Here is a 24529-nt window from a genome sequence, read left to right on the forward strand (position 1 = left end):
TCATCGAGCCTCATCGTCCGCCGGCCGGTCGGCGGCATCGAGCGTTGCCGCCTGCGCCGCCATGGTGAAGCGGATGCGGCTCACCGTCTGCTCGCGCAGCAGCTCCGTCACGCGCATCGGCACGGGCGGCGCGAGGGCCGGCGTGGTCGGGGTCGGTTGCGGCGTTGCGGGGCGCGGCGATACGGCCGGGGTCGGCGCCGGGCGGGCCGTCGCGGCCGGGGCACCGGGGCGCGCGGCGGGGGCGGCGGTCGCACCCGGCGGGCGCGCCGGCGCGCGGCCCGGCTGCAGCCCGATGCTGATCGCCTGCACGATGGAGGGCTCGGTCGGGTTCTCCGGCACCAGGCCCAGCACCGGCGCGATGCGCCCGATCACGGAGCCCGCGGCCGGCGCCGCCACCCAGCCCGCCGTCGCATAGCCGTGGCTGCGGGCGTTCGGATTCGGCTCGTCCACCATCACGTAGATGGCGTAGCGCGGCGCGTTCATCGGGAAGGCGCCGACGAAGGCGGCGATGCGCTTGTTCGGCAGGTAGCCGCCGCGCGGCCCGGTCTTCTGCGCCGTGCCCGTCTTGCCGCCGACGAAATACCCGGCGACGTCGGCACCCTTGCCCGAGCCGTCCGTGACCACCAGCCGCATCAGCCGGCGCATCGTCTCCGAGGTGCGCTCGCTGATCACGCGCGTGCCCTCGCGCACGGTGCCGGGCGGCTGCGCGAGCAGCGTTGGCTGGCGCAGGATCCCGCCATTGACCACGGCCGAGATGCCGGTCGCGACGTGCAGCGGCGTGACGGAGATGCCGTGGCCGAAGGAGATCGTCATCATGTTGATGTCACGCCAGCCATTGGCCGGCGGCACCAGCGGCAGCGCGGTTTCCGTGATCTCGATCGCCTGGCGCGACAGCATGCCCATGCGCTGCATGAACTCGCGCTGCCGGGTGGGGCCGAAGCCCTGCGCCATGTGCGCGGCACCGAGGTTGGAGGAGTAGGCGAGCACCTCCGGGAAGCTCAGCCAGCGCCCCTTGCCCTTGTAGTCGCTGATCGTGAAGCGGCCGTAACGGATCGGTGCCGATGCGTTGAAGCTGCTCGTGTTGACGTTGGACGTGCCGTATTCCAGCGCGGCCGCGGCCGTCAGCAGCTTGAAGGTCGAGCCCGGCTCGTAGGTGCCGACCGTCACGCGGTTGAACCGCTGCTCCGGCGTCGCCGCCCCGATGTCCCCCGCGTCGTAGTCGGGCAGGGACACCATGGCGACGACCTCGCCGGTGTTGACGTCGAGCACCACGCCCGCGCCGCCGATGCCCGTGTAGTCGTCGATGGCCTTCGCAACCGCGTCGCGCAGCGCGAGCTGCACGCGGATGTCGATCGAGGTGCGCAACGGGTCGTGCGGCCGCTGGCGCAGCCGCTCGTCGTGGTAGCGCTCCATGCCCGAGAGGCCCGAGCCGTCCACGTCCACGTTGCCGAGCACGTGCACCGCCGCCCGGCCCTGCGGGTAGTAGCGCCGCTCGCCCTCTTCGAAGTGCAGCCCGGCGATGCCGAGGTCGTTGACCGCCTGCTTCTCCCGCGGCGTCAGCGCGCGCGCGAGGTAGGAGAACTGCCGCTGCCCCGAGAGCCGCTCCACCAGCCGGGCGCGGTCGAGCTGCGGCAGCACGCGCGAGAGCCGCGCCGCAACCTCCGCCGGATTGTCGATCTGCCGTGGATTCGCATAGAGCGCCGTCACCGGCAGCGAGACCGCGAGGATCTCCCCGTTGCGGTCGGTGATGGAGGCGCGGCCGGTCACGGGATCGGGCAGGGGCACGCTTGCCATCTCGCGCGCCGCCATCCGCCGAGGCTCGCGCGGGTCGATCACCGTCGCGATCGAGAGCTTCAGCGCGACGGCGCCGAACAGCAGGCCGAAGCCGGCCGCCGCCAGCACCAGCCGCCCGCGGCTCCGTTCCAGCACGGCGCGCCGGGCGAGGTCGGGCTGGCCGGTGCGCGCGGCCAGTCGGGGATCGCCCACGCGCGTCGCCCGCACAGGCTCGCGCAGGCTGTAGCCGAGAGCGGCGTTGGGATCGGGCGCGGGCATGCTCACCGCCGGCGGTCCAGCGTCGCGGCGCTCGCGCTCGCTACCGGCACGGGCGGCGAGAGGCGCGCGGCACCATAGGCGGCGCCGAGCGCGGAGGCCGCCTCGGGCGAGCGTGCCGAATCGGTCCCGGCTTGGCCGGGCGGGCGCATATGCAGGGCGGTGCGCAGCAGCGCTGCCGGCTGCGGCGGCGCGGAAAGATTCATTCCCCGGTCCACCTCGCGCTCGGTCAGGCGGATGTCGGGCTGGCGCGCGGGCGTGGCGAGGGCGCGCGGCGCCTTTGCTTCCGTGGCGCGGGCCTCGGGCGACCGCGGCTCGGGCGCGCGGGCCTCCGGCGCGCGGACCGGCTCGGGAAGGCGCGGCGCCGCAACAGGCGGCTGGCGCGGCGGAAGCGGCTGCGCGGCGGGAAGCCCCACGCGCTCCACCGCCGTGCCCCGCTCGGGGGAGGGGGCCGGGCGCGCCGCGGCGATGGCGGCGCGCTCGGCGGCCGGCGCGCGCTCCACGGAACGCTCGACCGTGGCCGCGCGCTCCGGCGACCTTTCCTGCGCCGCCCGGGCGGTGGCGACCTGCACGGACGGCGCGTTCCGCGGCAGGACGGGAGCTGCCTGCGCGGCCGGCGTCACGGCGGCCTGCGCCACGCGGGCCGCGGCGTTCGCCGCCGCCGCCAGCGCCGCCGCGACCGGCGCCACATTGACCGCGGCCGGCGCGGAGGCGACCGCCGAGGCCGCCTCGGGCGTCTCCTCCGCCCGCGCCACGGCCGGGCTGTTCGCGAAGAGGCTCGGCGCGCCCGCGAAGGCGACGGCAGCCGGCAGGCGCCGCTCCAGGTCGGCGGGCCGCACGAACTGCGTTGTCTCCATCACGCCCAGCGGCAGGTTGCGAACGGCGGCGGCCCGCAGGCGCTCCGGCTCGTTCAGCAGTGCCCATTCGGCGCGCAACACGGCCGTGCGCTCCCGCGCCAGCTCGGTCTGCTTCACCGTCTCGCGCAGCGTGCGCTCAAGCTGGGAGACCTCGTGCTTCACCCCGTAGAGGTGCAGCCCCGCCCCCGCGGCAGCCATGAGCGAGAGGAAGGTGAGCGGGCGGATCATGCGGCGGCGCGCCTCTCGATAGCGCGCAGCCTGGCCGACCGCGCGCGTGGATTCGTCTGTGACTCTGCCACGGAAGGCCGCAGAGCAGTGCCCGTCAGAAGGCGAAATTCCGCCCTCTTTCCGGTGGTTACGAGGGTTGACGGGTCGAATCGCGAGGCGCCCGGGCTTCGTCCGGCCGCGTCTCGCATGAAGCGCTTCACGATGCGATCCTCCAGCGAGTGGAAAGACACCACCACGAGCCTTCCGCCGGGCGCCAGCAGCCGCGCGGCGGCTTCCAGCCCGCGCTCTACCTCGCCCAGTTCGTCGTTCACGCGCAGACGCAGCGCCTGGAAGGAGCGCGTGGCGCTGTCCATGCCGGAGGGATCGCGCGGCATCACCTGATGGATGGCGCTGGCAAGCTGCATCGTCGTCTCGAAGGGGGCGTCGCCCCGGGCCGCCACGATCTTGCGCGCGATGCGGCGGGAGTAGCGCTCCTCGCCGAGTTCCCAGAGCAGGTCGGCCAACTCGCGCTCGGGGAGGGTGTTCACCAGCTCCGCCGCCGTCGGGCCCTTGCCCTCCATCCGCATGTCGAGCGGCCCGTCCGAGCGCAGGGAGAACCCGCGCTCCGGCTCGTCGATCTGATAGGAGGAGACGCCGAGATCGAGCACCACGCCGTCCAGCGTCTCGATTCCCCTGGTGGCCATGAGCGACAGCATGTCGCCGAATCGGCCCTCCACCAGGTGCAGCCGGCCCGGGAAGCGCGCCGCCAGCACGGCGCCGCGCGCGATCGCGGCGGGGTCGCGATCGACGGCGTAGAGGGTGCAGCCAGCCGCGGAGAGAATCGCGTTCGCGTAGCCGCCGCCGCCGAAGGTGCCGTCGAGAATGGTGGCGCCGTCGCGTGGGGCGAGCGTCGCCAGCACCTCGGCCAGCATCACCGGCACATGGCCGCCGCCCGTGGGGTCGGGCGCAACCAGCGGAGAGGGGGCGCCGCTCACGCGCGCCCCGCGGGGTTCGGGACGGCGGGAACGGTCAGGCCGCGCTCGCGGGCGCGCTGGCGGGCCTCGGCCACGCGCTTGGCGGCGGCGCCAGGCTCCCAGATCTGGAAGGAGGGGCCGCGGCCGACGAAGGAGACGGTTTCCTCAAGCCCGGCATGAGCGACGACCTCGCCGGCCAGCATCACGCGCCCGTCGCCGTCGGGGCGCATCGGATAGGCGTCGGCGAAAAGGCTGAGCGCGAGGTCGTCATGGGCTTCCGAGAAGACCTCGAGCCGGTCCAACCCGCTGGCCATGGTCTCGAAGGTCGTCAGCGGCCAGGCCTCGATGCAGGGATCGGTGTGGGAGAGGCGAAGAACCAGGTCCGGGGAACCCATGCGCTCCAACGCGGCGCGGAAGGAGGCCGGGACGGAAACCCGCCCCTTGCGATCCAGCTTGCCCGTGAAGGTGCCCATGAAGTGGGTCATCCGCTGGACGTCCGCCCCCTCGCGGTCGCACCGGGCGATCTAGTGGTTCCCCTCCATCAAGTGGCCGGCAGGGCCCCCCGACCCCACCGGCTCACCCGACCATCCCGCCAGCCCCTCGCCCCCCTCAGGTCCGGGCCCTTGCGGGATGAGTTGGGATAACATGGGCGGACGTGGGCCAACAAGCGCGATTACGCTGCCGTGACCGAGTGTTGCCATGAAGCAACGCTCAGCAAGGCCGACTAATTCAATAGGTTATAGGGTGTTCTTGTGTAGCTGAGCCAGGAGAATGCCAGACGGCCTGTAAGCCGGGTTCTGTCAGTCCTTGCGGACCAGGCGACCATTCCTCTGGAGTCCCTGTCGCCAGGGACTTCTCGCGGCCAACCCGGATGGCGGGGCGGAAAAGCCCCTGGCGACAAGCACAAGGCCCTCGCCGGCCATCCCTATTCGGCCTTGCTCCCGGTGGGGTTTACCGTGCCGCCCCTGTCGCCAGGGGCGCGGTGGGCTCTTACCCCACCGTTTCACCCTTACCTGCGGGCCTTTCGGCAACGCCGGCGGTCTCTTCTCTGTGGCACTGTCCCTGGGGTCGCCCCCGCCGGCCGTTAGCCGGCACCGTTTTTCCGTGGAGCCCGGACTTTCCTCCACCGCCCCCGAAGGTTGCCCCCCGAGTGCTGGCAGCGGTCGCCCGGCCGTCTGGCGCGCCGGGTATGCGACTCGGGGGGGAGAGGGTCAATAGATCGCCGGAACGCGGCGGCTACCGTGCCGTCCCGCCCTCTGCGCGCGTTCCGCGGCTATTCCCGCCCCCGTTGCCGGCCGGGCCTTACCCGGCCGCGCGTGCGGCGCTCAGCCGGCCTCGGCCAGGGCGGCCACGGCCTCCAGCCGCGCGAGGGTCCCGGCATCCGGGCGCCCGCCGCACTCCTCCTGCCGCCAGTGGCGCTGGAAGGCCACCAGCGCCAATTCCGGTCGCGCGGGATCGACGGGATAGCCGATGCGACGCAGCAGCCCGACCGCCCGCTCCATGCCGCCGGGCACCTCCGACAGGTCGCCGCCCTCCACCCGCTCCGGCCAGAGCCCGATGCCGAGCGAGGCCAGGCCCTGCCAGTCGAACAGCTCCCCCGGGTCGCGCTTGCGGTCCGGCGCCACGTCGCTGTGCGCCACCACGTTGCGCGCGGGGATCGGGTGCCGCGCGAGGATCCCAAGGCAGAGATCGGCCACCGCCGCCATCTGCAGCGCGGGGAAGTGGCGGTAGCCGCAGGAATGGCCGGGGTTCACCACCTCGATCCCGATGCTCCGCCCGTTCAGTAACTCGTGCCCCCGCCAGTGCGAGACCCCGGCGTGGAAGGCCCGCCGCTCCTCGGGCACGAGGCGGAAGACCTGCCCGTCCTCCTCCACCACGTAGTGGGAGGAGACCTTCGCCGCGGGGTCGCGCAGCCGCGCGATGGCCGCCGCGCCGCTCTCCATGTCCGTGTAGTGAAGGATCAGCGTGTCGATCGGCGCACCGGGCGGCCGGTCGTCCTGGTTGGGGCTGGGCAGGTCGCGGATCGCCGGCTGCCCCTCGCTCGGCACCAGCGGCAGCACGGCGCCGCCGCGGGCTCGCGCGCCGGGCGCGCCGGGGAGGGGGCCGCGCCGGGCGGTCACGCCGCGCCCCCCCGGCCGCGCGCTCCTGTCCAGAGTGCAGGGCAGCGGTTCAAAGCTTGCGCTCCCGCTTGATGCGGTCCCAGGCCGCGTTGATCTCGGCCACCTTCCCGGCGGCCCGCCGCACGACCTCCGCCGGCAGCCCGCGCGCGGTCATGCTGTCCGGGTGATTCTCCCGCATCAGCGCCTTCCAGGTATCGCGAAGCTGCTGGTCCGTCGCGCTCCGGGGCAGGCCGAGCACGGCATAGGGATCGGGCCCCTCCGTCTCCAGCCGCGCGCCGGGGCTCGGCCGGCCGAGCCGCGCCCGGTCCCAGGCGGCGGCGCCGAGGCCCATGCGGGCGTGCAGCATGCCGAGGAAGGCCAGCTCCGCCCGGTTCGCCGGCCCGTCGGCCTCCGCGATCCGGAACAGGGCGGCCAGCACGTCCTCCAGGACGCCCCGCTCCTCGGCGAAGGCCGCGCCCAGCCGCTCGGCATAGGGCTCGGCCCCCTCCGCCTGGTCGCGCGCGCGGTCGAAGAGCTGCGCCACCTCCCGCATGTTCTCGGGCGGGATGTGGAAGGCGCGCTTGAAGGCGTCGATCTCCGAGCGCTTCACCGGGCCATCGCACTTGGCGAGCTTCGCCGAGAGCACGACGACGGAGATGGCGAAAAGGCTCTCGCGCGAGCCCAGCATGGCCGCGATCCGCGCGCCGTCCAGGCCAGGGAAGCCGCGGCCGACCGTGCCCTCGTCCGCCGCGTGGCCGAGCGCGCTACCCAGGATGGCGCCCGCCGGCCCGCCCATCGCGAAGCCCACCGCGCCGCCGATGATCTTGCCCCAGAAGCCCATCAATTTCCCATGCCCGGCCCAGGCGGGGTTCGTCCACCGGGACAGTCCAGCCTATGCCCGTAAATCCGTTGTTCCGGAAGCGCGGCAGCGCCGCCCTGGTTCCTTGCCGCCCGGCGCCGCGTCGAGCATGTTCCAGGGCTGGGAATCGCGGGGTTCCACGCCATGCGGAGGGTCATTGCCACCAAACGGGACCAGCGGGCGAGGGCTGCGCGCCGCCGCCTTCCCAACTGGCCCCTGCGGCCGGCGCCGGGGCTGACATGCGCCCGCGGCTCCTTCTCACCCTCGGCATCCTCGTCCCGGCCGCCCTGCTGGGTGCCCTCTGGGCGGCGCCGCTCTTCACGGACTGGACGGCGAGGCGGGACCAGCTGGCCGAACTCGCCTCCGCCCGGCTGGGCCGGCCCGTCACCCTGCACGGTCCGGTGCGGCTCCGCCTCCTGCCGCGCCCGGTGGTCGAGGCGGAGGGCGTCAGCCTGGGTCCTTCGGAGGATCCCGCCGGCGACACCCTCGCTTTCTCCGCCAGCGCGCTCCGCCTGCGCCTGGATGGTGCCGCGCTCCTGCTCGGCCGCATCGCGCCGCGGGAGGTCGCCCTCGTCGGCGCGGAACTGCGTCTCCCCTGGCCGCCCGCCGACGCCGCCGGACTGCCGACCGGCCTCTCCGCCCTCTCGGCCGAGCTGGTGGACAGCCGCCTCGTCCTCGGCAACCTCCGTCTGGATGCCGTCCAGGCCCGCCTGACCGCCGGCGATGCCGCGCGCGGGTTGCGCGCGGAGGGGCGCTTCGCCTGGGGCGGCCTGGAATGGCGCTTCGAGGCCGGGCTCGGCCGCCCCGGCTTCGACGGCATCACCCCGATCGACCTGACGCTCTCCATGGGAGACGCCTCGCTCTCCGCCCGCGGCGTGCTCACCCCCGACGGTACGGTGGAGGGAGGCATCGAGACCGCTGGGCCGGACCTCTCCCTTCTCGTCCCCGGCCCGCCCGGCCCCTTCCGTGCCCGCGGGCGCCTGACCGTCTCGCCCGAACTCATCGCCGCCGACGACCTCACCATCGACATCGGCGGCAGCCCGGCGCGCGGTGCGGTCGCGCTCCGGTTAATGCCCGAGGCGCGGCTGGACGCGGCGCTGCAGGCCAGCCGTCTCGATCTCGATTCCTGGCTCGGCGCGCTCCGCCAGCGGCCGAGCACGCTGCCGCTGGGCCTCGACCTCTCGGCCGAGGTCGCCAGCTTCCGCGGGGTGCCCCTCCGCCGCCTGCGCGCCGCGGCCTTCCGCGAGGCAGCGGCGGGGGAGGGCACCCCGGGTCGCATCACCCTCAGTGACGTCTCCGCCCTCCTGCCCGGCGGCACCATGGCCGAGCTGAACGGCGCCACGGCGGGAGGGCGGCTGGAGGCGGCGCTGCGCTTCTCCGGCACCGACCTGCGCGCGACCATCGACGCCCTCGGCGCCGCGCTCGGCCTTGGCACGGACTGGATCGCCCCCGCCCGCCTCCGCAGCGGGGAGGGCCGCGCCCGACTGGTGGTGGAGCCCGGCTCCGTTGCCGTGCCGGAGCTGACCGCGACGATCGACGGTGCCCGCGTCTCCGGCGCCGGCGTGCTGCGCCACGGTCCGCGGCCCGCCCTCGGTCTCGGCCTGAACCTAGATACGCTGGACTTGGAGGGCTGGCTCCGCCCGGGCCTCGACTGGCCCACCGCCAGCCGGCTGCTCGGCGGCATCGACGCCAACCTGCGCCTGGCCGCCGAGCGCGCCCGCGCGGGGAACGTGACGCTGGAGCGCGCCTCCCTCGACGCCGCGCTGGAGAACGGCCGCCTGACGCTTCGCCGCCTCGCGGGGCGCCTCGCGGGCGGGGATCTTGCCGTTTCCGGCAATGCGCTCCTGGGCACAGCCCCCCGCCTCTCCGACGCGACGGTCGAGCTGGCCGCCCCCAATACCCGCGCCCTTGCCGCCCTGCTGCCGCCGCGCTGGGCCCTCGGCGCGGCGCTGACCGACCAGCCGTTGACGCTGCGTGGCACCCTCAACGGCCCCTCCGAAGCCCTCGCGCTGCAACTCGGGGCCGATCTCGGCGAGGCGAGGCTGGAGGCCACCGGCACCCTCGACCTTCCGGGCAGGAAGGGCGGCGGCAGCCTCACCCTCCGCCATCCCGGCGCCCCCCGCTTCCTCGCCGACGCCCTCGGCATCGATCCCGGCGAGTGGCTCGGCCAGGGCTCGCTCTCCCTCGTCACCGGCCTCGCCGCCGGGCCGCAGGGGATCGCGGCGGAGCGCTTCGATCTCGTCGCCGGGGCCCTGCGCGCCAGCGGCGCCCTCTCCCTCATGCTCGACGGCCCGCTGCCGCGGCTGACCGGGCGGATCGCGGCCGAAACCGTCCTTCTCCCGGCCGTCGCCTGGTCCAGCCGGGCGCCGCTGCCCTTCCTGGCCCTGCGCGGGGCGGAGGGCGAGCTGGGGATCTCCGTGGCGCAGCTCGATCCGGCGGGGCTCCCGGCACTTGCCGACCTGCGCGGGCGCCTCCGCCTCGCCGGCGGCATCCTCTCCCTGGAGGAGGCGGAAGCCACGCTGGGAACCGGCGCCCTGCGCGGCACCGCCAGCCTCGATGCCTCCCGCGAGGTGCCGCGCGCGACGCTTTCCGCCAACCTCCGCGGCGCGGCCATCAACGGGCCGGTGCTGGGCCTGCCGATCGATGTCGTGACCGGCGACGCGGATGCGGAGGCCCGTCTGGAGGCGACCGGCAGCAGCCTCGCCGCCCTGGTCGCCACCCTCTCCGGCAATGCCTCGCTCGCCGTTCGCCGCGGGGTCCTGACCGGGATCGACGCCGCCGCCGGCGGCCGCGCGGCCGCGGCGGGCGACGAACCCGCGCTCCGCACTGCGCTTTCCTCGGGGGCGACGGGCTTCGACAGCCTCACCCTTCGCGCCGCCCTCTCGGCCGGCCGCGCGAGCCTCGCGGAGGGCACGGCCACGGGCGAGGGCGTGGCCCTGACGCTCCGCGGCGACCTCGACCTGCCCCGCGCCGCCATCGACCTCCTGGCCACCAAGGCGCCCGAGGGCCCCGTGCCGCCCGTCGGCATCCGCCTGACCGGCCCCATCGCCGACCCGCGCCGCCTCCCCGACCTCACGCCCTGGCAGATCTGGCGGGCGCAGCGCTAGGACGCGGTCACGGACCGGGCGGGAAGGCAGGGGGCAAGCCGCTTCTCTCAAGCCCCGATGCAGGCCGCCAACTCATCCGGCGTTCCCTTGGGGAATGCCTCCTTCAGATGGTCGAGAAAGGCGGAAACACGCGCGCTCAGCAGGCGCCTGGACGGGTAGAGCGTCCACAGGGAGATCTCCGGGGCGTCCGCATCGCCCCAATGGAGCAGCCTTCCGGCCGCCAGATCATGGCTTACGAGCGAGATCGGAAGGCGCCCGGCGCCGACGCCCGCGCGGACCGCATCCCGCACCATGACGAGCGACGACAGGCCGAGGACGGCATGGACCGCGATGCTTGACCGGCCATTCGGCGTCATCAGGCCCCAGGCCGCACTCCGGTCGCCCGCCCCGCGCACCACGGCCGGGACGGCCGAACCGTCCCCTGGCCGGGTCAGCGCCGGGCTCGCCACGACGACCAGCCGATCACGCAGGAACACGCGCCCGACGAGGCTTTCATCCGGATCCGGGTTCACGCGGATGACGAGGTCGTAGCCTTCCTCCACCATGTCGACGGCCCGGTCCTCGGTCGTGACCTCGAGGCGCACCTCCGGATGCTTGAGGGAGAAGGCCGCCGCCAGCTTCCCCATCGCCGTCTGGGAGAAGAGCAGCGGCGCGCTGATCCGCAAGCGCCCCCGTGGCCTGTCCACGCCCGATGCGATCGCCGCCGCGGCCTCGTCAAGCTCGGTGAGCAAGGCGCCCGTGCGCTCGTAGAGTGCCCGCCCCTCCTGCGTCAGCTTCAGGCTGCGCCCGCCGCGCTCGAAGAGCCGCAGGTCGAGGCTGCTTTCCAGCTCGGCCACCCGCCGGGACAGGGTCGCCTTGGGGCGCCCTGCCGCCCGCGCTGCGCGTCCGAAGCCCTCGTGCCGGGCGACGAGGTTGAAGTCGGCGAGGGCGAGCAGGTCCATGTGTTCCACCAGAGAGACGGCGTGTCCAAGAATGCCATCTTCTGGGCCGCGGGTGGATCACTCATTTTCGGGAAGCCACATGGCATCCCCTTCAGGAGTGATCCTCATGACCATCCTTGTTACCGGCGCGACCGGCACCGTCGGCCGCCATGTCGTCGAACAACTCGTCAGCCGCGGCGCCGACGTGCGCGCGCTCGTCCGCGACCCCGGGAAGGCGAACCTCCCGGCAGGCGTCGCCCTCGCGCAGGGCGACCTGCTCGACGTCGAATCCCTGCGCGCCGCCCTCTCGGGCGTCTCGACCCTCTTCCTCCTCAACGCCGTCGTGCCGGACGAATTCCCGCAGGCCCTGATCGCGCTCAATCTTGCCCGTGAGGCGGGCATCGAGCGGATCGTCTATCTCTCCGTGATCCATGGAGACCTCTACGTGAACGTGCCGCATTTCGCCGGCAAGTTCGCGGTGGAGCGGATGATCGAGCGGATGGGCTTCAACGCCACCATCCTGCGGCCCGCCTACTTCATGGGCAACGATCTCATGATCAAGGACGTCGTGCTCGGACACGGCGTCTACCCCATGCCGATCGGCAGCAGGGGACTTGCGATGATCGACGCGCGCGACATCGGCGAGATCGCCGCGCTCGAGCTGATCCGCCGCGAGCGTTCCGCCACGCCGCTCCCGCTCAGCCGCATCAATCTTGTCGGCCCCGAGACGCTGACCGGCACGGGCATCGCCGTCATCTGGTCGGCGGTGCTGGCGCGGCCGGTCGCCTATGGGGGCGACGACACCGCCGCCTTCGAACAGAACCTCCGGAACGTCATGCCGGGCTGGATGGCCTTCGACATGCGCCTGATGGCGGAGCGCTTCCTCACCGATGGAATGCTGCCCGAGGCCGGCGATGTCGAGCGCCTGACCGCGCTCCTGGGGCGCCCCTTGCGCTCCTACCGCGACTTCGCCGCCGAAGTCGCGGCCTCCGCCTAGCCGCCGCGCCCCCCGACCCGCAACAGGAAACATCACCATGATCTATTCGACTGCCACCGTCCCGGTGAACCCGGGCGGCGAGGCCCAGCTGACCCGCGAGCAGGCCTGGAAGGGCCTGCTCCTCAAGGCACGCGACGCCCGGCTCTTCGTTCCGCCCGGCCTCTGCACCCGCTGCGAGGTCGTGGAGACGAGCGCGACGCACATCGTGCGCGAGGCCACGATCGCGGGCGAGAACCTGCGGGAGATCATCGCCTTCGAGCCGGGCAGCAAGGTCACCTTCTTCCAGGCAACGGGCCCGCGCGAGGGCGCCATCGTCAACGAGTTGTTCGAGGACGAGGCCGGCGCGCTCCAGCTCCGCTTCTACTGCCTCCTCGGCCTGCGTGGCAGCGAGCCGAACGGCCCGGAGGAGAGGGCCGAGCAGGCGCAGTTCGACAGCGACAAGGGCTACCGGGCCGCCCTGCTGTCCACGCTGAAGCGCACCCGCGAACTGGTGGCCGAAGGCCGGATCTGACCGCGGCGGGAAACCCGGGCGACGGGATCTTTCCCCGGGGAAGCTCCCGCGCCCCAAGGAGGCATCGATGAACGATACAACACGACATGACATCCCGTCCGTCCCGTCGAGGATCCTCGTCCTCGGGGCGACCGGCGGCACTGGCCGCCTGATCGTCCGCCAGGCCATCGAGCGCGGACAGGACGTCGTCGCCCTCGTGCGCTCACCCGAGAGGGCGCGCGGCCTGGAGGGCGCCAGGCTGGTCATCGGGGATGCCCGCGACGAGGCGGTGCTGCGCGGAGCCCTCGCGGGGCGCGACGCCGTCGTCAGTGCCCTGGGCACGCCTGCCAGCCCATTCCGGGAGGTGACGCTCCTCTCGACGGCGACCCGCGCCCTCGTGGCCGCGATGAAGGCCGAGGGGGTCGCCCGGCTTGTCCTCATCACCGGGATCGGTGCAGGGGACAGCGCCGGGCATGGCGGCTTCCTCTTCGACCGCCTCATCTTCCCGCTCCTGCTGCGCCATGTGTACGCCGACAAGAACCGCCAGGAGGCCATCCTGCGGGAGAGCGGGCTCGACCGGGTGATCGTCCGGCCGGCCATCCTGAACGACAAGCCCGGCCGCGGGGCGGTTCGTGCCCTGACGGATCTCTCCGGCTTCCACGGGGGATCGGTGTCGCGGGAGGACGTCGCGCGATTTGCTCTCGACCAGCTACGCGCCGAAACCTGGCTGCATCAGGCTCCGCTCATCGCCTGGTGAGCGTGGCCTCGCGGATTATCCCGTCCCGCTATTCTCCAGGTGGATGCCCGCGCTCCGGCCTGCACCGGCTGCTTCGAACAGCCGCCGCGAGCAGGGGGCAGGGAGCAGCAGATCCATGCCCCTCAACTCGCTGAACGGCAGGCCAGCGCCAGCACCCGCAGCGCGGAGGCCAGCGGCAGCGAGGGATCGTCCCGCGCCGCGTCCGCTGCCATCACCACCCGCAGCAGCGGTTCGCCCCGCCGAGCCGCCTCGGCCTCCAGCACCGCCCAGAACTCCGGCTCCAGCGCGACGGAGGTGCGGTGCCCCGCGAGGGTGAAGGAGCGCTTGACGAGGTGCCCCGCCATCAACCCCTAGCCACCGGCCTTAACCACCGGCCCTAACCACCGGCCAGGCTCGCTCCCGGCCGCGTCATCTCCTCCGGCCGCACCCAGCGGTCGAAGTCCTCGGGCTTCACATGCCCGAGCTTCTCGGCGGCATCGCGCAGCGTGAGGTTCTCGGCCAGCGCCTTCTTCCCGATCTGCACGGCCTTGTCGTAGCCGATCTTCGGGTTCAGCGCCGTCACCAGCATGAGGGACTTCGCCAGGTTCTCGGCAATGCGGTCATGCGCCGGCTCCAGCTTCTCCACCATGTTGTGGGCGAAGCTCTCCGCCACGTCGCCCAGCAGCGTCGCCGATTGCAGCACGGCCTGAATGATGACGGGCTTGAAGACGTTCAGCTCCAGGTGCCCCTGGGTGCCGGCGATGGTGACGGTCGTGGTGTTCCCCATCACCTGCGCGGCCACCATCGTCATGGCCTCGGACTGCGTCGGGTTCGTCTTGCCCGGCATGATGGAGGAGGAGAGCCCGTCCGCCGGGATCACCAGCTCCGCGAACCCCGCGCGCGGGCCGGAGCCGAGCAGCCGCACGTCGTTCGCGATCTTGTTGAGCGAGGCCGCCACGCTGTTCATCGCCCCCTGGAGGGCCACGAAAGCGTCATGCGCCCCCATGCCAACGAAGGGGTTGGGATGAGCGGTGAAGGGCAGGCCGGTCAGCGCCGCCATCCGCTCCGCGAAGGTCTTCGCGAAGTCCGGATGGGTGTTCAGCCCCGTGCCCGCCGCCGTGCCGCCCTGGGGCAGGGCGAGGATATCCGGCAGCGCCGCCTTCACCCGCGCGACGCCCGCCTCCACCATCATCGCCCAGGCCCGGAACTCCTGGCCGAGCGTCACCGGCACGGCGTCCATCAGATGGGTGCGGCCGAGCTTCACGATCCCGTCCCACTCCTCCGCGCGCTTCGCCAGCGCTGCCTGGAGCACCTCCAGCCCGGGAACCAGCCGCTTCGTCACCGCCTCGGCGGCCGCGACATGCATCACGGTCGGGAAACTGTCGTTGGAGGACTGGCCGCGGTTCACGTGGTCGTTCGGATGCACCGGCTTCCGGCTGCCCAGCGGCTGGCCCAGCATCTGGTTGGCGCGGTTCGAGATGACCTCGTTGGCGTTCATGTTCGTCTGCGTGCCGGAGCCCGTCTGCCAGACCGGCAGCGGGAAGTCGGCGTCACGCTGGTTCGCGGCCACCTCCTTCGCGGCGGCGATCACCGGGTCCGCGATCTCGGCCGGCAGCTCGCCCAGCGCCTTGTTGGCCTCCGCCGCTGCCTGCTTCTGCAGGCCCACCGCGCGGATGAGGGTGGGAGGGAAGTGCTCCGACCCGATGCGGAAAAGGCGCCGGGCCCTTTCCGTCTGCGGTCCCCAGAGACGGTCGGCCTCGATCTCGATCGTGCCGAGAGAGTCGGTTTCGGTGCGGGTGGCTTGGGCGTCTGACATGCCCGGCAGATGGGGGCGGGCGCCCCCGGCCTCCAACCCGCCCGCAGGACTTCCCGCGCCCACGTGATCAGGCGGCGATCAGTGCCAGCCGTCCACCCGCGACCAGCGCTCCACCGGCCGCCCCTCCGCGTCCATCACGTCATAGGCGCCGTAGCCGCCGGCGGCGGTGATGCAGGCGTGGTTGGGATAGACCCGCACCTGGCTCCCCACCGGCAGCCGCTCGAACCAGGAGGGATCCGGCACCGGCACCGTCCCGTGCTCCTGGTGGACGATCGTGACGTGCAGCGGCAGGGCCGCGCCGGTCCCGGCTTCCGCCACCCGCCCATAGGCCGTTTCCGGCGCGAAGGCGTTGGCGGTGATGTCCTTCGACAGCGCCAGCGCACCCGCATCGAGGATCAGTGCCCCCGCCGCCCGGTTGTGCCCGATCACGGTCGAGAGGACGGAGAGCGCCAGGTCGTCCCAGTTGCACATGCCCCGCGACATCTGCGCGAGGTCCCAGAAGAGCGACACGCCCGCCCTCACCTCCGTCACGCCCTGGAGGTGCCGCGCGTGCAGCAGGGTAGGGGTGGAGCCCACGGAGACGACCGGCGCGGGCATCCCCGCCGCCCGGATGGCCTCCGCCGCGGCCACGGCCGCCGCGCGCTCCTCCTCCGCGATCCCGGCGACCCGCGCGGGATCGGCCGAGCCGTAGGAATGGCCGCCATGGGTCATCACCCCGGCCAACCGCAGGTGGCGGGAGCCGTGGATGGCCCGCGCGACCGCCACCGCCTTCTCGGGCGGCACCCCGGCGCGGTGCTCTCCGCAATCAACCTCCACCAGCACCTCGTGCGCGGCCCCGGCGGCAGCGTCCAGCAGCCCCGCCATCTCCGGGCTGTCCACCACCAGCAGCAGCCGCGTGCCGTGCGCCCGCGCCAGCGCCTCCGCCCGCGGCAGCCGCGCCGGAATGGCTGTCGCGGCCAGGAGGATGTCCGAGGAGGCCCCGGCCTCCGCAAGCGCCTCCGCCTCCTTCATCGTGGAGACCGTCGCCGGCCCCGCCGCCCCGCCATGGGAGATGAGCGCCACCTCCACCGACTTCGCCGTCTTGAAATGGGGGCGGAAAGACACGCCCAACTCCTCCGCGCGCGCCCGCAGCCGCGCCGCATTGGCCTCCAGCCGCGCCCGGTCGAGCAGCAGCCGCGGGGTATCCGCCTCCATCAGAGCGAGACGTCGCCGTAGGAGGAGATCTCGATGAGGTTCCCGTCGGGGTCGCGGCAATAGACGGAGTTGATGGTGCCGAGCGCCCCCGCCTTCTCCACCGGGCCGAGTTCGATGGTGATCCCGCACTCCTTGAGGTGCGAGACCACGTCCTCGGCCGGCATGGTCACGATGAAGCAGAGGTCGTTGCCACCGGGCGCGGAGCCCGTGCCCGTGAACCAGTCCTCCTGCGTCGCCTCGCGCGGCCGCAGGTTGATCTTCTGCCCGCCAAAGCGCAGCGCCGTGCGGTTCTGCGGCCCGAAGCTCTCCATCTCCATGCCCAGGACGCGCTGGTACCAGTTCGCGCTGGTCTCCACGTCGTTGCAGGTGATCACGAGGTGGTCCAGGCGGTCCACGGCGAAGCGCATCGGTTTTTTCCTAGGGCTGTTTTCAGGGGGTCGCGGGGCGAAGTCGCGCGGTCGCCTCGATTTCGATCCGCATGGCATCGGTCTGCAACCCCGCATGGATCAGCGTGGAGGCAGGGCGGCTCTCACCAAAGTAGCGGCGCAGGACGGGCCAGCAGGGCTCCCAGTCCGCGCGGTCGGGGACGATGAACAGCAGCCGGACCACATCGTCCAGCGTCGCGCCGGCCTCGGCCAGGGCCCCGGCGATGTTCCGCAGCGCCTGCTCGCACTGCGCCACCACGTCGCTCTCGATGGTCATCGTCGCGTAGTCGTAGCCGGTGGTGCCGGAGACGAAGACGGTGTCCCCGTCCACCACCGCGCGCGAGTAGCCGATCTCGCGCTCGAAACGGGATCCGGAGGAGATCAGGCGGCGCATGGTCGGAACCTGGGCCAGGGGTTGGCGCCGCCCGGCACGGCCGGCGCGGTGCCGCTAGTGGCAGGGAGGGGGCCGGCCGGTCAATGGTGCCGCCGCCGGGAAGGCTGAAGTCCGCGCGTGCTGCTGGCTGGAATGTTGCCGTTATGTGCTTCGCGAATGATGTGTTAGCGGAGCCCCACACCCGGGACAAAATAATGCCTCCGCCTGACCACGGCCCCTCCAGCCTCGAGCGGGAGAGGGAGCGGCTCGCCGCCCTGCTTCGCTACGACATCCTGGACACCCCGCGGGAGGCGGATTTCGACGACATTGTCGCCATCGCTTCCGAGGTCTGCGGCGCCCCGATCGCGCTCGTGAGCCTGGTCGATGCCGACCGCCAGTGGTTCAAGGCCAGGCACGGCGTCGGCCTGAGCGCGACGCCCCTGGACGGCGCCTTCTGCCCCCACAGCTTCCCGGATAAAGAGCTGCTGGTGGTGCCCGACGCCACGCGCGACCCCCGCTTCCGGGACAGCCCGCTGGTGACCGGGCCGCTGGGCATCCGCTTCTACGCCGGCGCGCCGCTGGTCACGCCGGACGGCTTCGCGCTCGGCACCGTCTGCGTGATCGACACGAAGCCGCGCGAATTGACCGAGGCCCAGGCCCGCACGCTCCGCGCCCTGGCCCGGCAGGTGATAACGCTGCTGGAACTGCGCCGGGCTCTCCGCCGTGGCCACGCGCACGAGGCGAAACTCGCCGAGGCCCAGGCACTGCAGCAGGTTCTCATCAACGAGCTGGCGCATCGCACGAAGAACAACCTCGCGATGGTCCAGGCCATCGTCGGCCAGACCCTGCGCGGCGCCGGCTCCGTCGTCGAGGTCCGCGCCGCCATCGCGGCGCGGCTGCGGGCGCTCGGCGGCGCCATGGACGCGCTGGTGCAGACGAGCTGGACGGGTGCGGACCTCGGCGACCTCGCCCGCGGCATCCTGCCGCTCTGCGACCCTGGCCTGCTCGGCCGGGTCGCGCTGGAGGGGCCGGCGCTGAAGCTCGGAGCGCGGGCGACCCTCGCCCTGACGCTCGCCTTCCACGAACTGGCGACGAACGCGATGAAGTACGGTGCCCTATCCGTGCCCGAAGGCCGCGTCAGCCTCTCCTGGGAATGCCTGGAGGGGGCCGGCCCAAGCCGCCTTCGCCTGCGCTGGGCCGAGGCGGGCGGCCCGGCCGTCAGGCGCCCGGGCCGCACCGGCTTCGGCACCCGGCTGATCCGGGACAACCTCGCCGGCGCGACAGAGGGCGCGGTGACCCTCGACTACCGCCCCGAGGGCTTTGCCTTCACCCTCGAGGCACCCCTTGAGGCGCTGGAGCGAGGGGAGAAGCTGGCGGTCTGAGGCCGCTACTCCAGCCCGTCGTAGAAGTCGTTCCCCTTGTCATCGACCACGATGAAGGCGGGGAAGTCCTCGACCTCGATCCGCCACACCGCCTCCATGCCGAGCTCCGGGTATTCCAGCACCTCGACCTTGCGGATGCAGTCCTGGGCCAGCCGCGCCGCGGGGCCGCCGACCGAGCCAAGATAGAAGCCGCCGTTCCGCTTGCAGCTCTCGGTCACGGCCTTGGAGCGGTTGCCCTTGGCCAGCATCACCAGCGACCCGCCGGCGGCCTGGAACTCGCCGACATAGCTGTCCATCCGCCCGGCCGTCGTGGGACCGAAGGAGCCCGTTGCCATCCCGTCCGGCGTCTTGGCCGGGCCCGCGTAATAGACGGGGTGGTCCTTGATGTAGTCCGGCAGCCCCGCGCCGCTGTCCAGCCGCTCCTTGAGCTTCGCGTGGGCAATGTCGCGCGCCACCACGATCGTGCCGTTCAGCGAGACGCGGGTGGAGACGGGGTGCTTCGACAGTTCCTCCCGGATCTCCGCCATCGGCCGGTTGAGGTCGATCCGCACGACCTCGCCGGCCTCGGGCACCCCCTCGGTCTGGTCGGGCAGGAAGCGCGCGGGGTCGTGCTCCAACTCCTCGAGGAACACGCCCTCGGGCGTGATCTTCGCCTTGATCTGCCGGTCCGCCGAGCAGGAGACGCCGATGCCGATCGGCAGCGAGGCGCCGTGCCGCGGCAGGCGGATCACCCGCACGTCGTGGCAGAAATACTTGCCCCCGAACTGCGCGCCGATGCCGAGGTTCTGCGTCAGCTTATGGACCTCGACCTCCAGCTCGCGGTCGCGGAAGGCGTGGCCCGCGCGGCTGCCCTTCTCCGGCAACGTGTCGTAGTAGCGGGTGGAGGCCATCTTCACCGTCTTGAGGTTCGCCTCGGCCGAGGTGCCGCCGATGACGATCGCCAGGTGATAGGGCGGGCAGGCGCTGGTCCCCAGCGTCCGGATCTTCTCCTCCAGGAAGGCGAGCAGCTTCGGCTTGTTCAGCACGGCGCGCGTCTGCTGGAACAGGAAGGTCTTGTTGGCCGACCCGCCGCCCTTGAGGATGAATTGCAGGAAGAACTCGTCCGCGTGGTAATCACCCGGGGAGGCGTAGATGTCGAACTGCACCGGCAGGTTGTTGCCGGTGTTCACCTCGTCATACATCGTCAGCGGCGCCATCTGCGAATAGCGCAGGTTCGTCTCGGTATAGGTGCGGTGCACCCCGTAGGAGAGCGCCTCCTCCTCGTCGCCCTCCACCCAGACGCGCTGGCCCTTCTTGCCGAAGACGATGGCCGTGCCCGTGTCCTGGCACATCGGCAGCTTGCCGCCAGCCGCAATATTCGCGTTCTTCAGCAGGTCGAGCGCCACGAAGCGGTCGTTCGCCGAAGCCTCGGGGTCCTTCAGGATATTGGCGAGCTGCTGCAGGTGCCCTGGGCGAAGCAGGTGGGAGACGTCGCGGCAGGCCTGGAAGGCGAGCCCCTCCAGCACCTCCGGCTTGACCTTCAGGATCTTCTTGCCCTCCACCTCGATGGTGGAGACGCCCGCGAGGTCGAGCTTGCGGTAAGGGGTGGTGTCCTCCGCCAGCGGGAACATGGGGCTGAAGAGGAAGCCCTCGCTCCGCTGGGAGATGGGAGTGCCCGCATCGGCCTCCGCACCGTCATGGGTGGCGACGGGGGTGGCCTGCGCGCTCGGCCCCTCGGGGATCGGGGGCTGCTGGACGGCGTCGACGGTGTTGGAGCTCACGGGAAGGCTCTCCGGCTTCTGGCCCGGCGCCGCCGGGCTGCACCCGGCCGTGCGGGCCGGGACGTGCTGGGGGAAGTTGTTGCGTGTTAGCGCGCCCCCGGTCCCGGCGCCAGAAGCGCCGGGGAGGGGGCACCGCCGCTACTCCCGGGTGGGGCGGCGGCGGAAGGCGTCCAGGCTGACGACCTGGGCGGGGGTATCGGGCTTGGCCGCGGGCGGCTCGGCCGGGGCGGAGGCCTCATCATCCTCCTCCTCGGACATGTCCGGCAGGGCCTCGGCCTCGCCGTCGGTCACGCCCGTCTCGCCGAAGCGCAGCCCGACCCGCACATGCGGGTCCCAGAAGGCGACGAGGGCCGCGAAGGGGATGACCAGCGTGGAGGCGACCCCCCCGAAGGAGAGGCCGACGGAGACCTTTCCCTCCGTCCGGTCCACCTTCAGGTCCCAGAACTGGTGCTGCAGGACGATGGTCATCTCCTGCGGGTAGCGGGCCTTGAGGTGCCCCGGCACCTTCGTCTCCGGGTGGTCGGTGCGGAAGGTGAGGTAGAAGTGGTGCTCCCCCGGCAGGCCGTTCCTTGCCGCGAACTCGAGGGCGCGCAGCGCGACGTTCCGCATGGCCTCCTCGGTCCAGCGGTCGTAGGGCAGCAGGCTCTCGGGGGGCGGCGCTTGCTCGCTCATGCGCAGGTCATGTCCAAGTCAGGTCAGAGGCATTCGCCCCTACATAGGACATCGCCCCACCCGGGCATAGGAGAGGGGCGAGCTGAGGCGGAAAGGCTTCAAGGTGGGGGGATTCTGTTGCCCCGTTCCCCCCGGACGGCGCTTACCTATCTCTAGGCAGCGAGCGCCATGGTCTCGCGACCATTATCGTTGGCACTTGTGATTTAGCCCGATAACGGCGGTACAATGCCGGGCAAAAGACACGTCTTTACCGCGCGCGTCGAGCCTGTTTCGCCCCCATGCTCCCCTCCAGGGATCCGAAAGATCCCCGGAACCCGCTGATAAGGCGGGGAAGAGATGGTGGAGGCGCCGGGTACTGCCCCCGGGTCCGCAACGCTTATTCCACGAGCCGTTTATCGCCATAGCCGCCCGAAGGAGGCCCGGATGATATAGCGCATCCCCTCGCTGATTGCGAGGGGTCACCAGCCGCGCGCGGGCGCTACCCAGAGGGCACCCGCGAGGCTAAACCCCCGTCCCGAGGCAGGGGGTACCGATGGAACTGACAGAGACCCAGCGGCAGGAGCTGGCCGAGGCCGAGGCGCAGCGGCACGAGACGCGCCGCCCCGTCTCCCCGGGCCTGGAGGCGATGCTCTTCCGCCCGCTCCCCGTGCTCGACCACGGCTTCGTCCGCGTTGTGGACTACATGGGCGACGATTCCGCCGTGGTGCAGGCCGCCCGCGTCTCCTACGGCCGCGGCACGAAGGCGGCGAACGAGGACCGCGGCCTCATCCGCTACCTCATGCGCCACCGCCACTCCACGCCTTTCGAGATGTGCGAGATCAAGTACCACGTGAAGCTGCCGATCTTTGTGGCAAGGCAGTGGATCCGCCACCGCATGGCGAATATCAACGAGTACTCCGCCCGCTACTCCATCCTTGACCGCGAGTTCTACCTGCCCGCTCCGGAACAGCTCGCCGCGCAATCCGCCGTGAACCGCCAGGGCCGCGGTGCCGTGCTGGAGGGCGACCAGGCCGCCCACGTGCTCGATCTCCTGCGCGAGGACGCGACGCGCAACTACGACCATTACCTCGAGATGCTGAACGAGGACGCCGAGGGCCGTGTGATCGAGGAGGGCCGCACCGGCCTCGCGCGGGAGCTGGCGCGGATGAACCTCACGCTCAACGCCTATACCCAGTGGTACTGGAAGGCGGACCTGCACAACCTGCTGAACTTCCTCACGCTGCGCGCCGACGCCCACGCGCAGTACGAGATCCGCGTCTATGCCGACGCCATGCTCGACACCGTCCGTGCCTGGGTTCCCCTGGTGCACGAGGCCTTCTGCGACTACCGCCAGGGTGCCGTCACCCTCTCCTCCCAGATGCTCGGCGTGGTGCGCACCATGGTCGCCGGCGGGAACCCCGCGCAGGAGGGCAGCGGCCTCTCCAAGCGCGAGTGGCGGGAGCTGATGGCCATCCTCGGCCGCGAGGGCTGACGCCGCCCCGATGGCCAAGGCCCCGAACAGGCCCGACCCGGCGGCGGGCAGCCCCTCGCCCCGGCGCGCCAAGCCCGCGGCGCCGCGCAAGGCGGCGGCCCCGCGCGGCGCCGGCAAGGCTGCCTTCAAGCAGGGCATGGCGCAGCGCGCCTGGGGCGGCGGCCCCTCCTGGCTGGCGGTGATCGTCATCGTCCTCGCCGCCCTTGTCATCCTGCCGATCGCCGCGGCGGTGCTGGGCGATGTCTGGGCCGTTGTGCTCGGGGCGCTGATCGGCGGCTTCGCCCTCGGCCGCGCCACCGCCCGCTAGGCACCCGCCGCAGCCCTGGCCTTCCGCCAGCCCGCACCACCGACGTCCTCCCAGTGCGTTCTGTCTCCTGGAACACAGAGGAGGCCGGCATGGCAGGGTTCGAGGGCAAGGTCGTGATCGTCACCGGGGCAGGCTCCGGTATCGGGGAGGCCACCGCCCGGCGCTTCTCCACCGGTGGCTACGCCGTGGTGCTGGCGGGCCGCACGGAGGAGAAGCTCGCCCGCGTCGCCGCCGGCCTGCCGGAGGAGCGCACGCTTACGGTCGCCGCCGACGTATCGGACGAGGAACAGGCCGTCTTCCTCATCAACCGCACGCTGGAGCGCTTCGGCCGGCTGGACGTGCTGGTGAACAACGCCGGCACCATCGTCACCGGCCCGCTGGCCGAGGCGAAGACCTCCGACTGGCGCCGCGTCATGGGCACGGACCTCGACGGCGTCTTCTTCCTCTCCCGCGCCGCTATCCCGCACCTGGTTTCCACCGGGGGCTGCATCGTCAACACCTCCTCGGTCTCCGGCCTCGGCGGGGACTGGGACATGGCGATCTACAACGCCGCGAAGGGGGCGGTGACGAACCTTACCCGCGCGCTCGCCCTCGAACTCGGCCGCCACGGCGTGCGCGTGAACGCCGTGGCCCCGAGCCTGACCGCCAGCGACATGACGAAGAGCATGCTCGGCGACGAGAAGCTGATGGCCAAGTTCGCCGAGCGCATCCCCCTCGGCCGCGCCGCCGAACCCGAGGAGATCGCCGACGTCATCGCCTTCCTCGCGAGCCCGGACGCTCGCTTCGTCACCGGCGTGAACCTGCCCGTGGACGGCGGCCTCACCGCTTCCAACGGCCAGCCGCCGCAGGCCTAGAGGGGCCGCGCTTGCCAGGCGGGGCACGCCCCGCCTGAATGGCCCCATGCCCGTCACCGTCTTCGGCTCCGTCAACGCCGACCTCACCTTTCCGGTGCCCATCCTGCCGGCACCGGGCCACACGGTGCTCGGCGGCGCATGGCGGGCCTCGCCAGGTGGGAAGGGCGCCAACCAGGCCGTCGCCGCCGCGCGGGACGGAGCCGCCGTGCGCTTCGCAGGTGCCACCGGCCGCGACGCCATGGCCGCGACCGCCACGGCCGCCCTGCGCGGGGCGGGGGTGGACCTTTCCGCCCTGGTCGAGACCGAGGCCCCCACCGGTGCCGCCTGCATCCTCGTGGACGAGGCGGGGCGCAACCAGATCGCGGTCTCACCCGGCGCGAACCTTCTCGCCCGCGCCGCCCAGGTGCCGGACCTCGCCGCCGGGGAGATTGTGCTGATGCAGATGGAGGTTCCGGCGGAGGAGGTCGCGACCCTCATTCATCGCGCCCGGGCGGCCAGCGCCCGGCCGATCCTGAACCTCGCCCCCGCCGCGCCCATCGACCCCGCCGCCCTACGCGCGCTGGACCTGCTGATCGTGAACGAGCACGAGGCCGCCTGGCTCGCCGTCCGGCTGGGCACCGCCGGCACCGCGCCGGACCTGCACGCCGCGCTGGGCATCCCCGTCGCCGTCACCCTCGGCGAGCGCGGCGCCGAGGCCGCCGGCCCGGCCGGCGACTGGCGCATCGCCGCCCTGGCCCCCGCCCGCGTGCTGGACACGACCGGCGCGGGCGATTGCTGGTGCGGCGTGCTCGCCGCCGCCCTCTCCCGCGGCGCCCCGCTGGAGGCGGCCATGCGCCGCGCGGCGGCCGCGGCCTCCATCGCCGTCTCCCGGCCCGGCGCCGCCGAGGCCATGCCGACGGCCGCCGAAACGGGCGCGCGCCTCGCCGCCTGAGCGCCGCCCCTCCTTACGTCCGCGCACCGGCCCCGGCTGAGCCTTGCCA

At 72.5% G+C, this 24529-nt stretch carries 23 protein-coding genes and 2 other RNA genes; 9 read left to right on the plus strand and 16 right to left on the minus strand.

Annotation, left to right across the window (positions count from 1 at the left end; all coding sequences use genetic code 11):
* The 7 genes from BO39_RS00295 to BO39_RS00320 all read right to left on the minus strand — a co-directional run bounded on the left by BO39_RS00295 (window position 1) and on the right by BO39_RS00320 (window position 7027).
* Window positions 1-2052 (minus strand): peptidoglycan D,D-transpeptidase FtsI family protein, encoded by a 2052-nt coding sequence (locus BO39_RS00295; RefSeq protein WP_052401242.1) that lies wholly within the window; start codon window positions 2050-2052, stop codon window positions 1-3.
* Between the two features lie 2 nt (window positions 2053-2054).
* Window positions 2055-3134, minus strand: coding sequence for a cell division protein FtsL (gene ftsL / locus BO39_RS29505; RefSeq protein ID WP_052401243.1), 1080 nt, complete (start codon window positions 3132-3134; stop codon window positions 2055-2057).
* On the minus strand, window positions 3131-4045 hold the full coding sequence (gene rsmH, locus BO39_RS00305) for a 16S rRNA (cytosine(1402)-N(4))-methyltransferase RsmH (RefSeq protein ID WP_052401353.1): 915 nt from the start codon (window positions 4043-4045) through the stop codon (window positions 3131-3133). Before rsmH ends, ftsL begins: the two co-directional genes overlap by 4 nt.
* A gap of 59 nt (window positions 4046-4104) precedes the next feature.
* Window positions 4105-4572, minus strand: coding sequence for a division/cell wall cluster transcriptional repressor MraZ (gene mraZ, locus BO39_RS00310; protein WP_043828944.1), 468 nt, complete (start codon window positions 4570-4572; stop codon window positions 4105-4107).
* 285 nt (window positions 4573-4857) lie between these two features.
* An RNA gene (gene rnpB, locus BO39_RS29590) (RNase P RNA component class A) lies at window positions 4858-5266 on the minus strand.
* Window positions 5267-5412: 146 nt separating this feature from the next.
* Window positions 5413-6207 (minus strand): N-acetylmuramoyl-L-alanine amidase, encoded by a 795-nt coding sequence (locus BO39_RS00315; protein WP_478212671.1) that lies wholly within the window; start codon window positions 6205-6207, stop codon window positions 5413-5415.
* A gap of 49 nt (window positions 6208-6256) precedes the next feature.
* A complete protein-coding gene (locus BO39_RS00320; RefSeq protein ID WP_043828946.1) occupies window positions 6257-7027 on the minus strand; it encodes a TerB family tellurite resistance protein in 771 nt (256 codons plus the stop codon).
* Window positions 7028-7284: 257 nt separating this feature from the next.
* On the opposite strand from BO39_RS00320, the gene BO39_RS00325 reads away from it, so the two are divergent.
* A complete protein-coding gene (locus BO39_RS00325; protein ID WP_043828949.1) occupies window positions 7285-10152 on the plus strand; it encodes an AsmA family protein in 2868 nt (955 codons plus the stop codon).
* 47 nt (window positions 10153-10199) lie between these two features.
* Here the strand turns inward: BO39_RS00325 and BO39_RS00330 are convergent, their stop codons facing one another.
* Window positions 10200-11093 carry a LysR family transcriptional regulator gene (locus BO39_RS00330; protein ID WP_043828950.1) on the minus strand — a complete coding sequence of 298 codons (894 nt, stop codon included), beginning with the start codon at window positions 11091-11093 and terminating at the stop codon, window positions 10200-10202.
* Window positions 11094-11199: 106 nt separating this feature from the next.
* Here BO39_RS00330 and BO39_RS00335 point away from each other — a divergent pair, with 106 nt between their 5' ends.
* The 3 genes from BO39_RS00335 to BO39_RS00345 all read left to right on the plus strand — a co-directional run bounded on the left by BO39_RS00335 (window position 11200) and on the right by BO39_RS00345 (window position 13316).
* Window positions 11200-12069 (plus strand): SDR family oxidoreductase, encoded by an 870-nt coding sequence (locus BO39_RS00335; protein ID WP_043828952.1) that lies wholly within the window; start codon window positions 11200-11202, stop codon window positions 12067-12069.
* 37 nt (window positions 12070-12106) lie between these two features.
* The gene (locus BO39_RS00340) at window positions 12107-12580 is read left to right on the plus strand and encodes an AtaL-like protein (protein ID WP_043828954.1); all 474 of its coding nucleotides are present in this window, start codon (window positions 12107-12109) and stop codon (window positions 12578-12580) included.
* A gap of 67 nt (window positions 12581-12647) precedes the next feature.
* The gene (locus tag BO39_RS00345) at window positions 12648-13316 is read left to right on the plus strand and encodes an NAD(P)-dependent oxidoreductase (protein ID WP_052401244.1); all 669 of its coding nucleotides are present in this window, start codon (window positions 12648-12650) and stop codon (window positions 13314-13316) included.
* A 122-nt stretch (window positions 13317-13438) separates the two neighbouring features.
* On the opposite strand, the gene BO39_RS00350 is transcribed toward BO39_RS00345, so the two are convergent.
* The 5 genes from BO39_RS00350 to BO39_RS00370 form a co-directional block, all read right to left on the minus strand.
* Window positions 13439-13660 (minus strand): ribbon-helix-helix domain-containing protein, encoded by a 222-nt coding sequence (locus tag BO39_RS00350; protein ID WP_043828956.1) that lies wholly within the window; start codon window positions 13658-13660, stop codon window positions 13439-13441.
* Window positions 13661-13692: 32 nt separating this feature from the next.
* Complete coding sequence (locus tag BO39_RS00355; protein ID WP_043829623.1) at window positions 13693-15111, minus strand: class II fumarate hydratase; 1419 nt, start codon at window positions 15109-15111, stop codon at window positions 13693-13695.
* Window positions 15112-15189: 78 nt separating this feature from the next.
* Entirely contained in the window at window positions 15190-16305 is a 1116-nt protein-coding gene (locus BO39_RS00360) for an alanine racemase (protein ID WP_043828958.1), read from the minus strand.
* Window positions 16305-16712 carry a VOC family protein gene (locus BO39_RS00365; RefSeq protein ID WP_043828961.1) on the minus strand — a complete coding sequence of 136 codons (408 nt, stop codon included), beginning with the start codon at window positions 16710-16712 and terminating at the stop codon, window positions 16305-16307. The genes BO39_RS00360 and BO39_RS00365 overlap by 1 nt, the downstream gene beginning before the upstream one ends.
* 22 nt (window positions 16713-16734) lie before the next feature.
* Entirely contained in the window at window positions 16735-17124 is a 390-nt protein-coding gene (locus BO39_RS00370) for a RidA family protein (RefSeq protein ID WP_043828962.1), read from the minus strand.
* Between the two features lie 194 nt (window positions 17125-17318).
* On the opposite strand from BO39_RS00370, the gene BO39_RS00375 reads away from it, so the two are divergent.
* On the plus strand, window positions 17319-18485 hold the full coding sequence (locus BO39_RS00375; protein ID WP_052401245.1) for a sensor histidine kinase: 1167 nt from the start codon (window positions 17319-17321) through the stop codon (window positions 18483-18485).
* 5 nt (window positions 18486-18490) lie between these two features.
* Here the strand turns inward: BO39_RS00375 and BO39_RS00380 are convergent, their stop codons facing one another.
* From BO39_RS00380 to ssrA, 3 genes are all read right to left on the minus strand, one after another.
* Window positions 18491-20095, minus strand: a complete 1605-nt coding sequence (locus BO39_RS00380; protein WP_052401354.1) for a fumarate hydratase — start codon at window positions 20093-20095, stop codon at window positions 18491-18493.
* A 288-nt stretch (window positions 20096-20383) separates the two neighbouring features.
* The gene (locus BO39_RS00385; RefSeq protein WP_043828964.1) at window positions 20384-20917 is read right to left on the minus strand and encodes an SspB family protein; all 534 of its coding nucleotides are present in this window, start codon (window positions 20915-20917) and stop codon (window positions 20384-20386) included.
* Between the two features lie 102 nt (window positions 20918-21019).
* Window positions 21020-21375: a transfer-messenger RNA gene (gene ssrA / locus BO39_RS30805) on the minus strand.
* A gap of 74 nt (window positions 21376-21449) precedes the next feature.
* Between ssrA and thyX the strand changes: the two genes are divergently transcribed.
* From thyX to BO39_RS00405, 4 genes are all read left to right on the plus strand, one after another.
* Window positions 21450-22388 (plus strand): FAD-dependent thymidylate synthase, encoded by a 939-nt coding sequence (thyX, locus tag BO39_RS00390; RefSeq protein WP_043828966.1) that lies wholly within the window; start codon window positions 21450-21452, stop codon window positions 22386-22388.
* A gap of 10 nt (window positions 22389-22398) precedes the next feature.
* Window positions 22399-22695, plus strand: a complete 297-nt coding sequence (locus BO39_RS00395; protein WP_043828968.1) for a hypothetical protein — start codon at window positions 22399-22401, stop codon at window positions 22693-22695.
* A gap of 89 nt (window positions 22696-22784) precedes the next feature.
* Window positions 22785-23549, plus strand: a complete 765-nt coding sequence (budC, locus tag BO39_RS00400; RefSeq protein WP_043828969.1) for a meso-2,3-butanediol dehydrogenase — start codon at window positions 22785-22787, stop codon at window positions 23547-23549.
* Window positions 23550-23595: 46 nt separating this feature from the next.
* Window positions 23596-24480 carry a PfkB family carbohydrate kinase gene (locus BO39_RS00405; RefSeq protein WP_043828971.1) on the plus strand — a complete coding sequence of 295 codons (885 nt, stop codon included), beginning with the start codon at window positions 23596-23598 and terminating at the stop codon, window positions 24478-24480.
* Window positions 24481-24529: the final 49 nt, after the last annotated feature.

The sequence above is a fragment of the Roseomonas aerilata DSM 19363 genome (genome assembly GCF_000711725.1).
GTDB lineage: Bacteria > Pseudomonadota > Alphaproteobacteria > Acetobacterales > Acetobacteraceae > Roseomonas > Roseomonas aerilata.

Bases quoted from the DNA above. Each gene is read 5' to 3' on its own strand.
- BO39_RS00375 (WP_052401245.1), top strand. From the start codon at position 17,319: ATGCCTCCGCCTGACCACGGCCCCTCCAGCCTCGAGCGGGAGAGGGAG.
- BO39_RS00395 (WP_043828968.1), top strand. From the start codon at position 22,399: ATGGCCAAGGCCCCGAACAGGCCCGACCCGGCGGCGGGCAGCCCCTCG.
- rsmH (WP_052401353.1), bottom strand. From the start codon at position 4,045: ATGCTGGCCGAGGTGCTGGCGACGCTCGCCCCACGCGACGGCGCCACC.
- BO39_RS00320 (WP_043828946.1), bottom strand. From the start codon at position 7,027: ATGGGCTTCTGGGGCAAGATCATCGGCGGCGCGGTGGGCTTCGCGATG.
- BO39_RS00385 (WP_043828964.1), bottom strand. From the start codon at position 20,917: ATGAGCGAGCAAGCGCCGCCCCCCGAGAGCCTGCTGCCCTACGACCGC.
- budC (WP_043828969.1), top strand. From the start codon at position 22,785: ATGGCAGGGTTCGAGGGCAAGGTCGTGATCGTCACCGGGGCAGGCTCC.
- BO39_RS00335 (WP_043828952.1), top strand. From the start codon at position 11,200: ATGACCATCCTTGTTACCGGCGCGACCGGCACCGTCGGCCGCCATGTC.
- BO39_RS00350 (WP_043828956.1), bottom strand. From the start codon at position 13,660: ATGGCGGGGCACCTCGTCAAGCGCTCCTTCACCCTCGCGGGGCACCGC.
- BO39_RS00340 (WP_043828954.1), top strand. From the start codon at position 12,107: ATGATCTATTCGACTGCCACCGTCCCGGTGAACCCGGGCGGCGAGGCC.
- BO39_RS00370 (WP_043828962.1), bottom strand. From the start codon at position 17,124: ATGCGCCGCCTGATCTCCTCCGGATCCCGTTTCGAGCGCGAGATCGGC.
- BO39_RS00325 (WP_043828949.1), top strand. From the start codon at position 7,285: ATGCGCCCGCGGCTCCTTCTCACCCTCGGCATCCTCGTCCCGGCCGCC.
- BO39_RS00405 (WP_043828971.1), top strand. From the start codon at position 23,596: ATGCCCGTCACCGTCTTCGGCTCCGTCAACGCCGACCTCACCTTTCCG.
- ftsL (WP_052401243.1), bottom strand. From the start codon at position 3,134: ATGATCCGCCCGCTCACCTTCCTCTCGCTCATGGCTGCCGCGGGGGCG.
- BO39_RS00330 (WP_043828950.1), bottom strand. From the start codon at position 11,093: ATGGACCTGCTCGCCCTCGCCGACTTCAACCTCGTCGCCCGGCACGAG.
- thyX (WP_043828966.1), top strand. From the start codon at position 21,450: ATGGAACTGACAGAGACCCAGCGGCAGGAGCTGGCCGAGGCCGAGGCG.
- BO39_RS00360 (WP_043828958.1), bottom strand. From the start codon at position 16,305: ATGGAGGCGGATACCCCGCGGCTGCTGCTCGACCGGGCGCGGCTGGAG.
- mraZ (WP_043828944.1), bottom strand. From the start codon at position 4,572: ATGACCCACTTCATGGGCACCTTCACGGGCAAGCTGGATCGCAAGGGG.
- BO39_RS00380 (WP_052401354.1), bottom strand. From the start codon at position 20,095: ATGTTCCCGCTGGCGGAGGACACCACCCCTTACCGCAAGCTCGACCTC.
- BO39_RS00365 (WP_043828961.1), bottom strand. From the start codon at position 16,712: ATGCGCTTCGCCGTGGACCGCCTGGACCACCTCGTGATCACCTGCAAC.
- BO39_RS00345 (WP_052401244.1), top strand. From the start codon at position 12,648: ATGAACGATACAACACGACATGACATCCCGTCCGTCCCGTCGAGGATC.
- BO39_RS00295 (WP_052401242.1), bottom strand. From the start codon at position 2,052: ATGCCCGCGCCCGATCCCAACGCCGCTCTCGGCTACAGCCTGCGCGAG.
- BO39_RS00355 (WP_043829623.1), bottom strand. From the start codon at position 15,111: ATGTCAGACGCCCAAGCCACCCGCACCGAAACCGACTCTCTCGGCACG.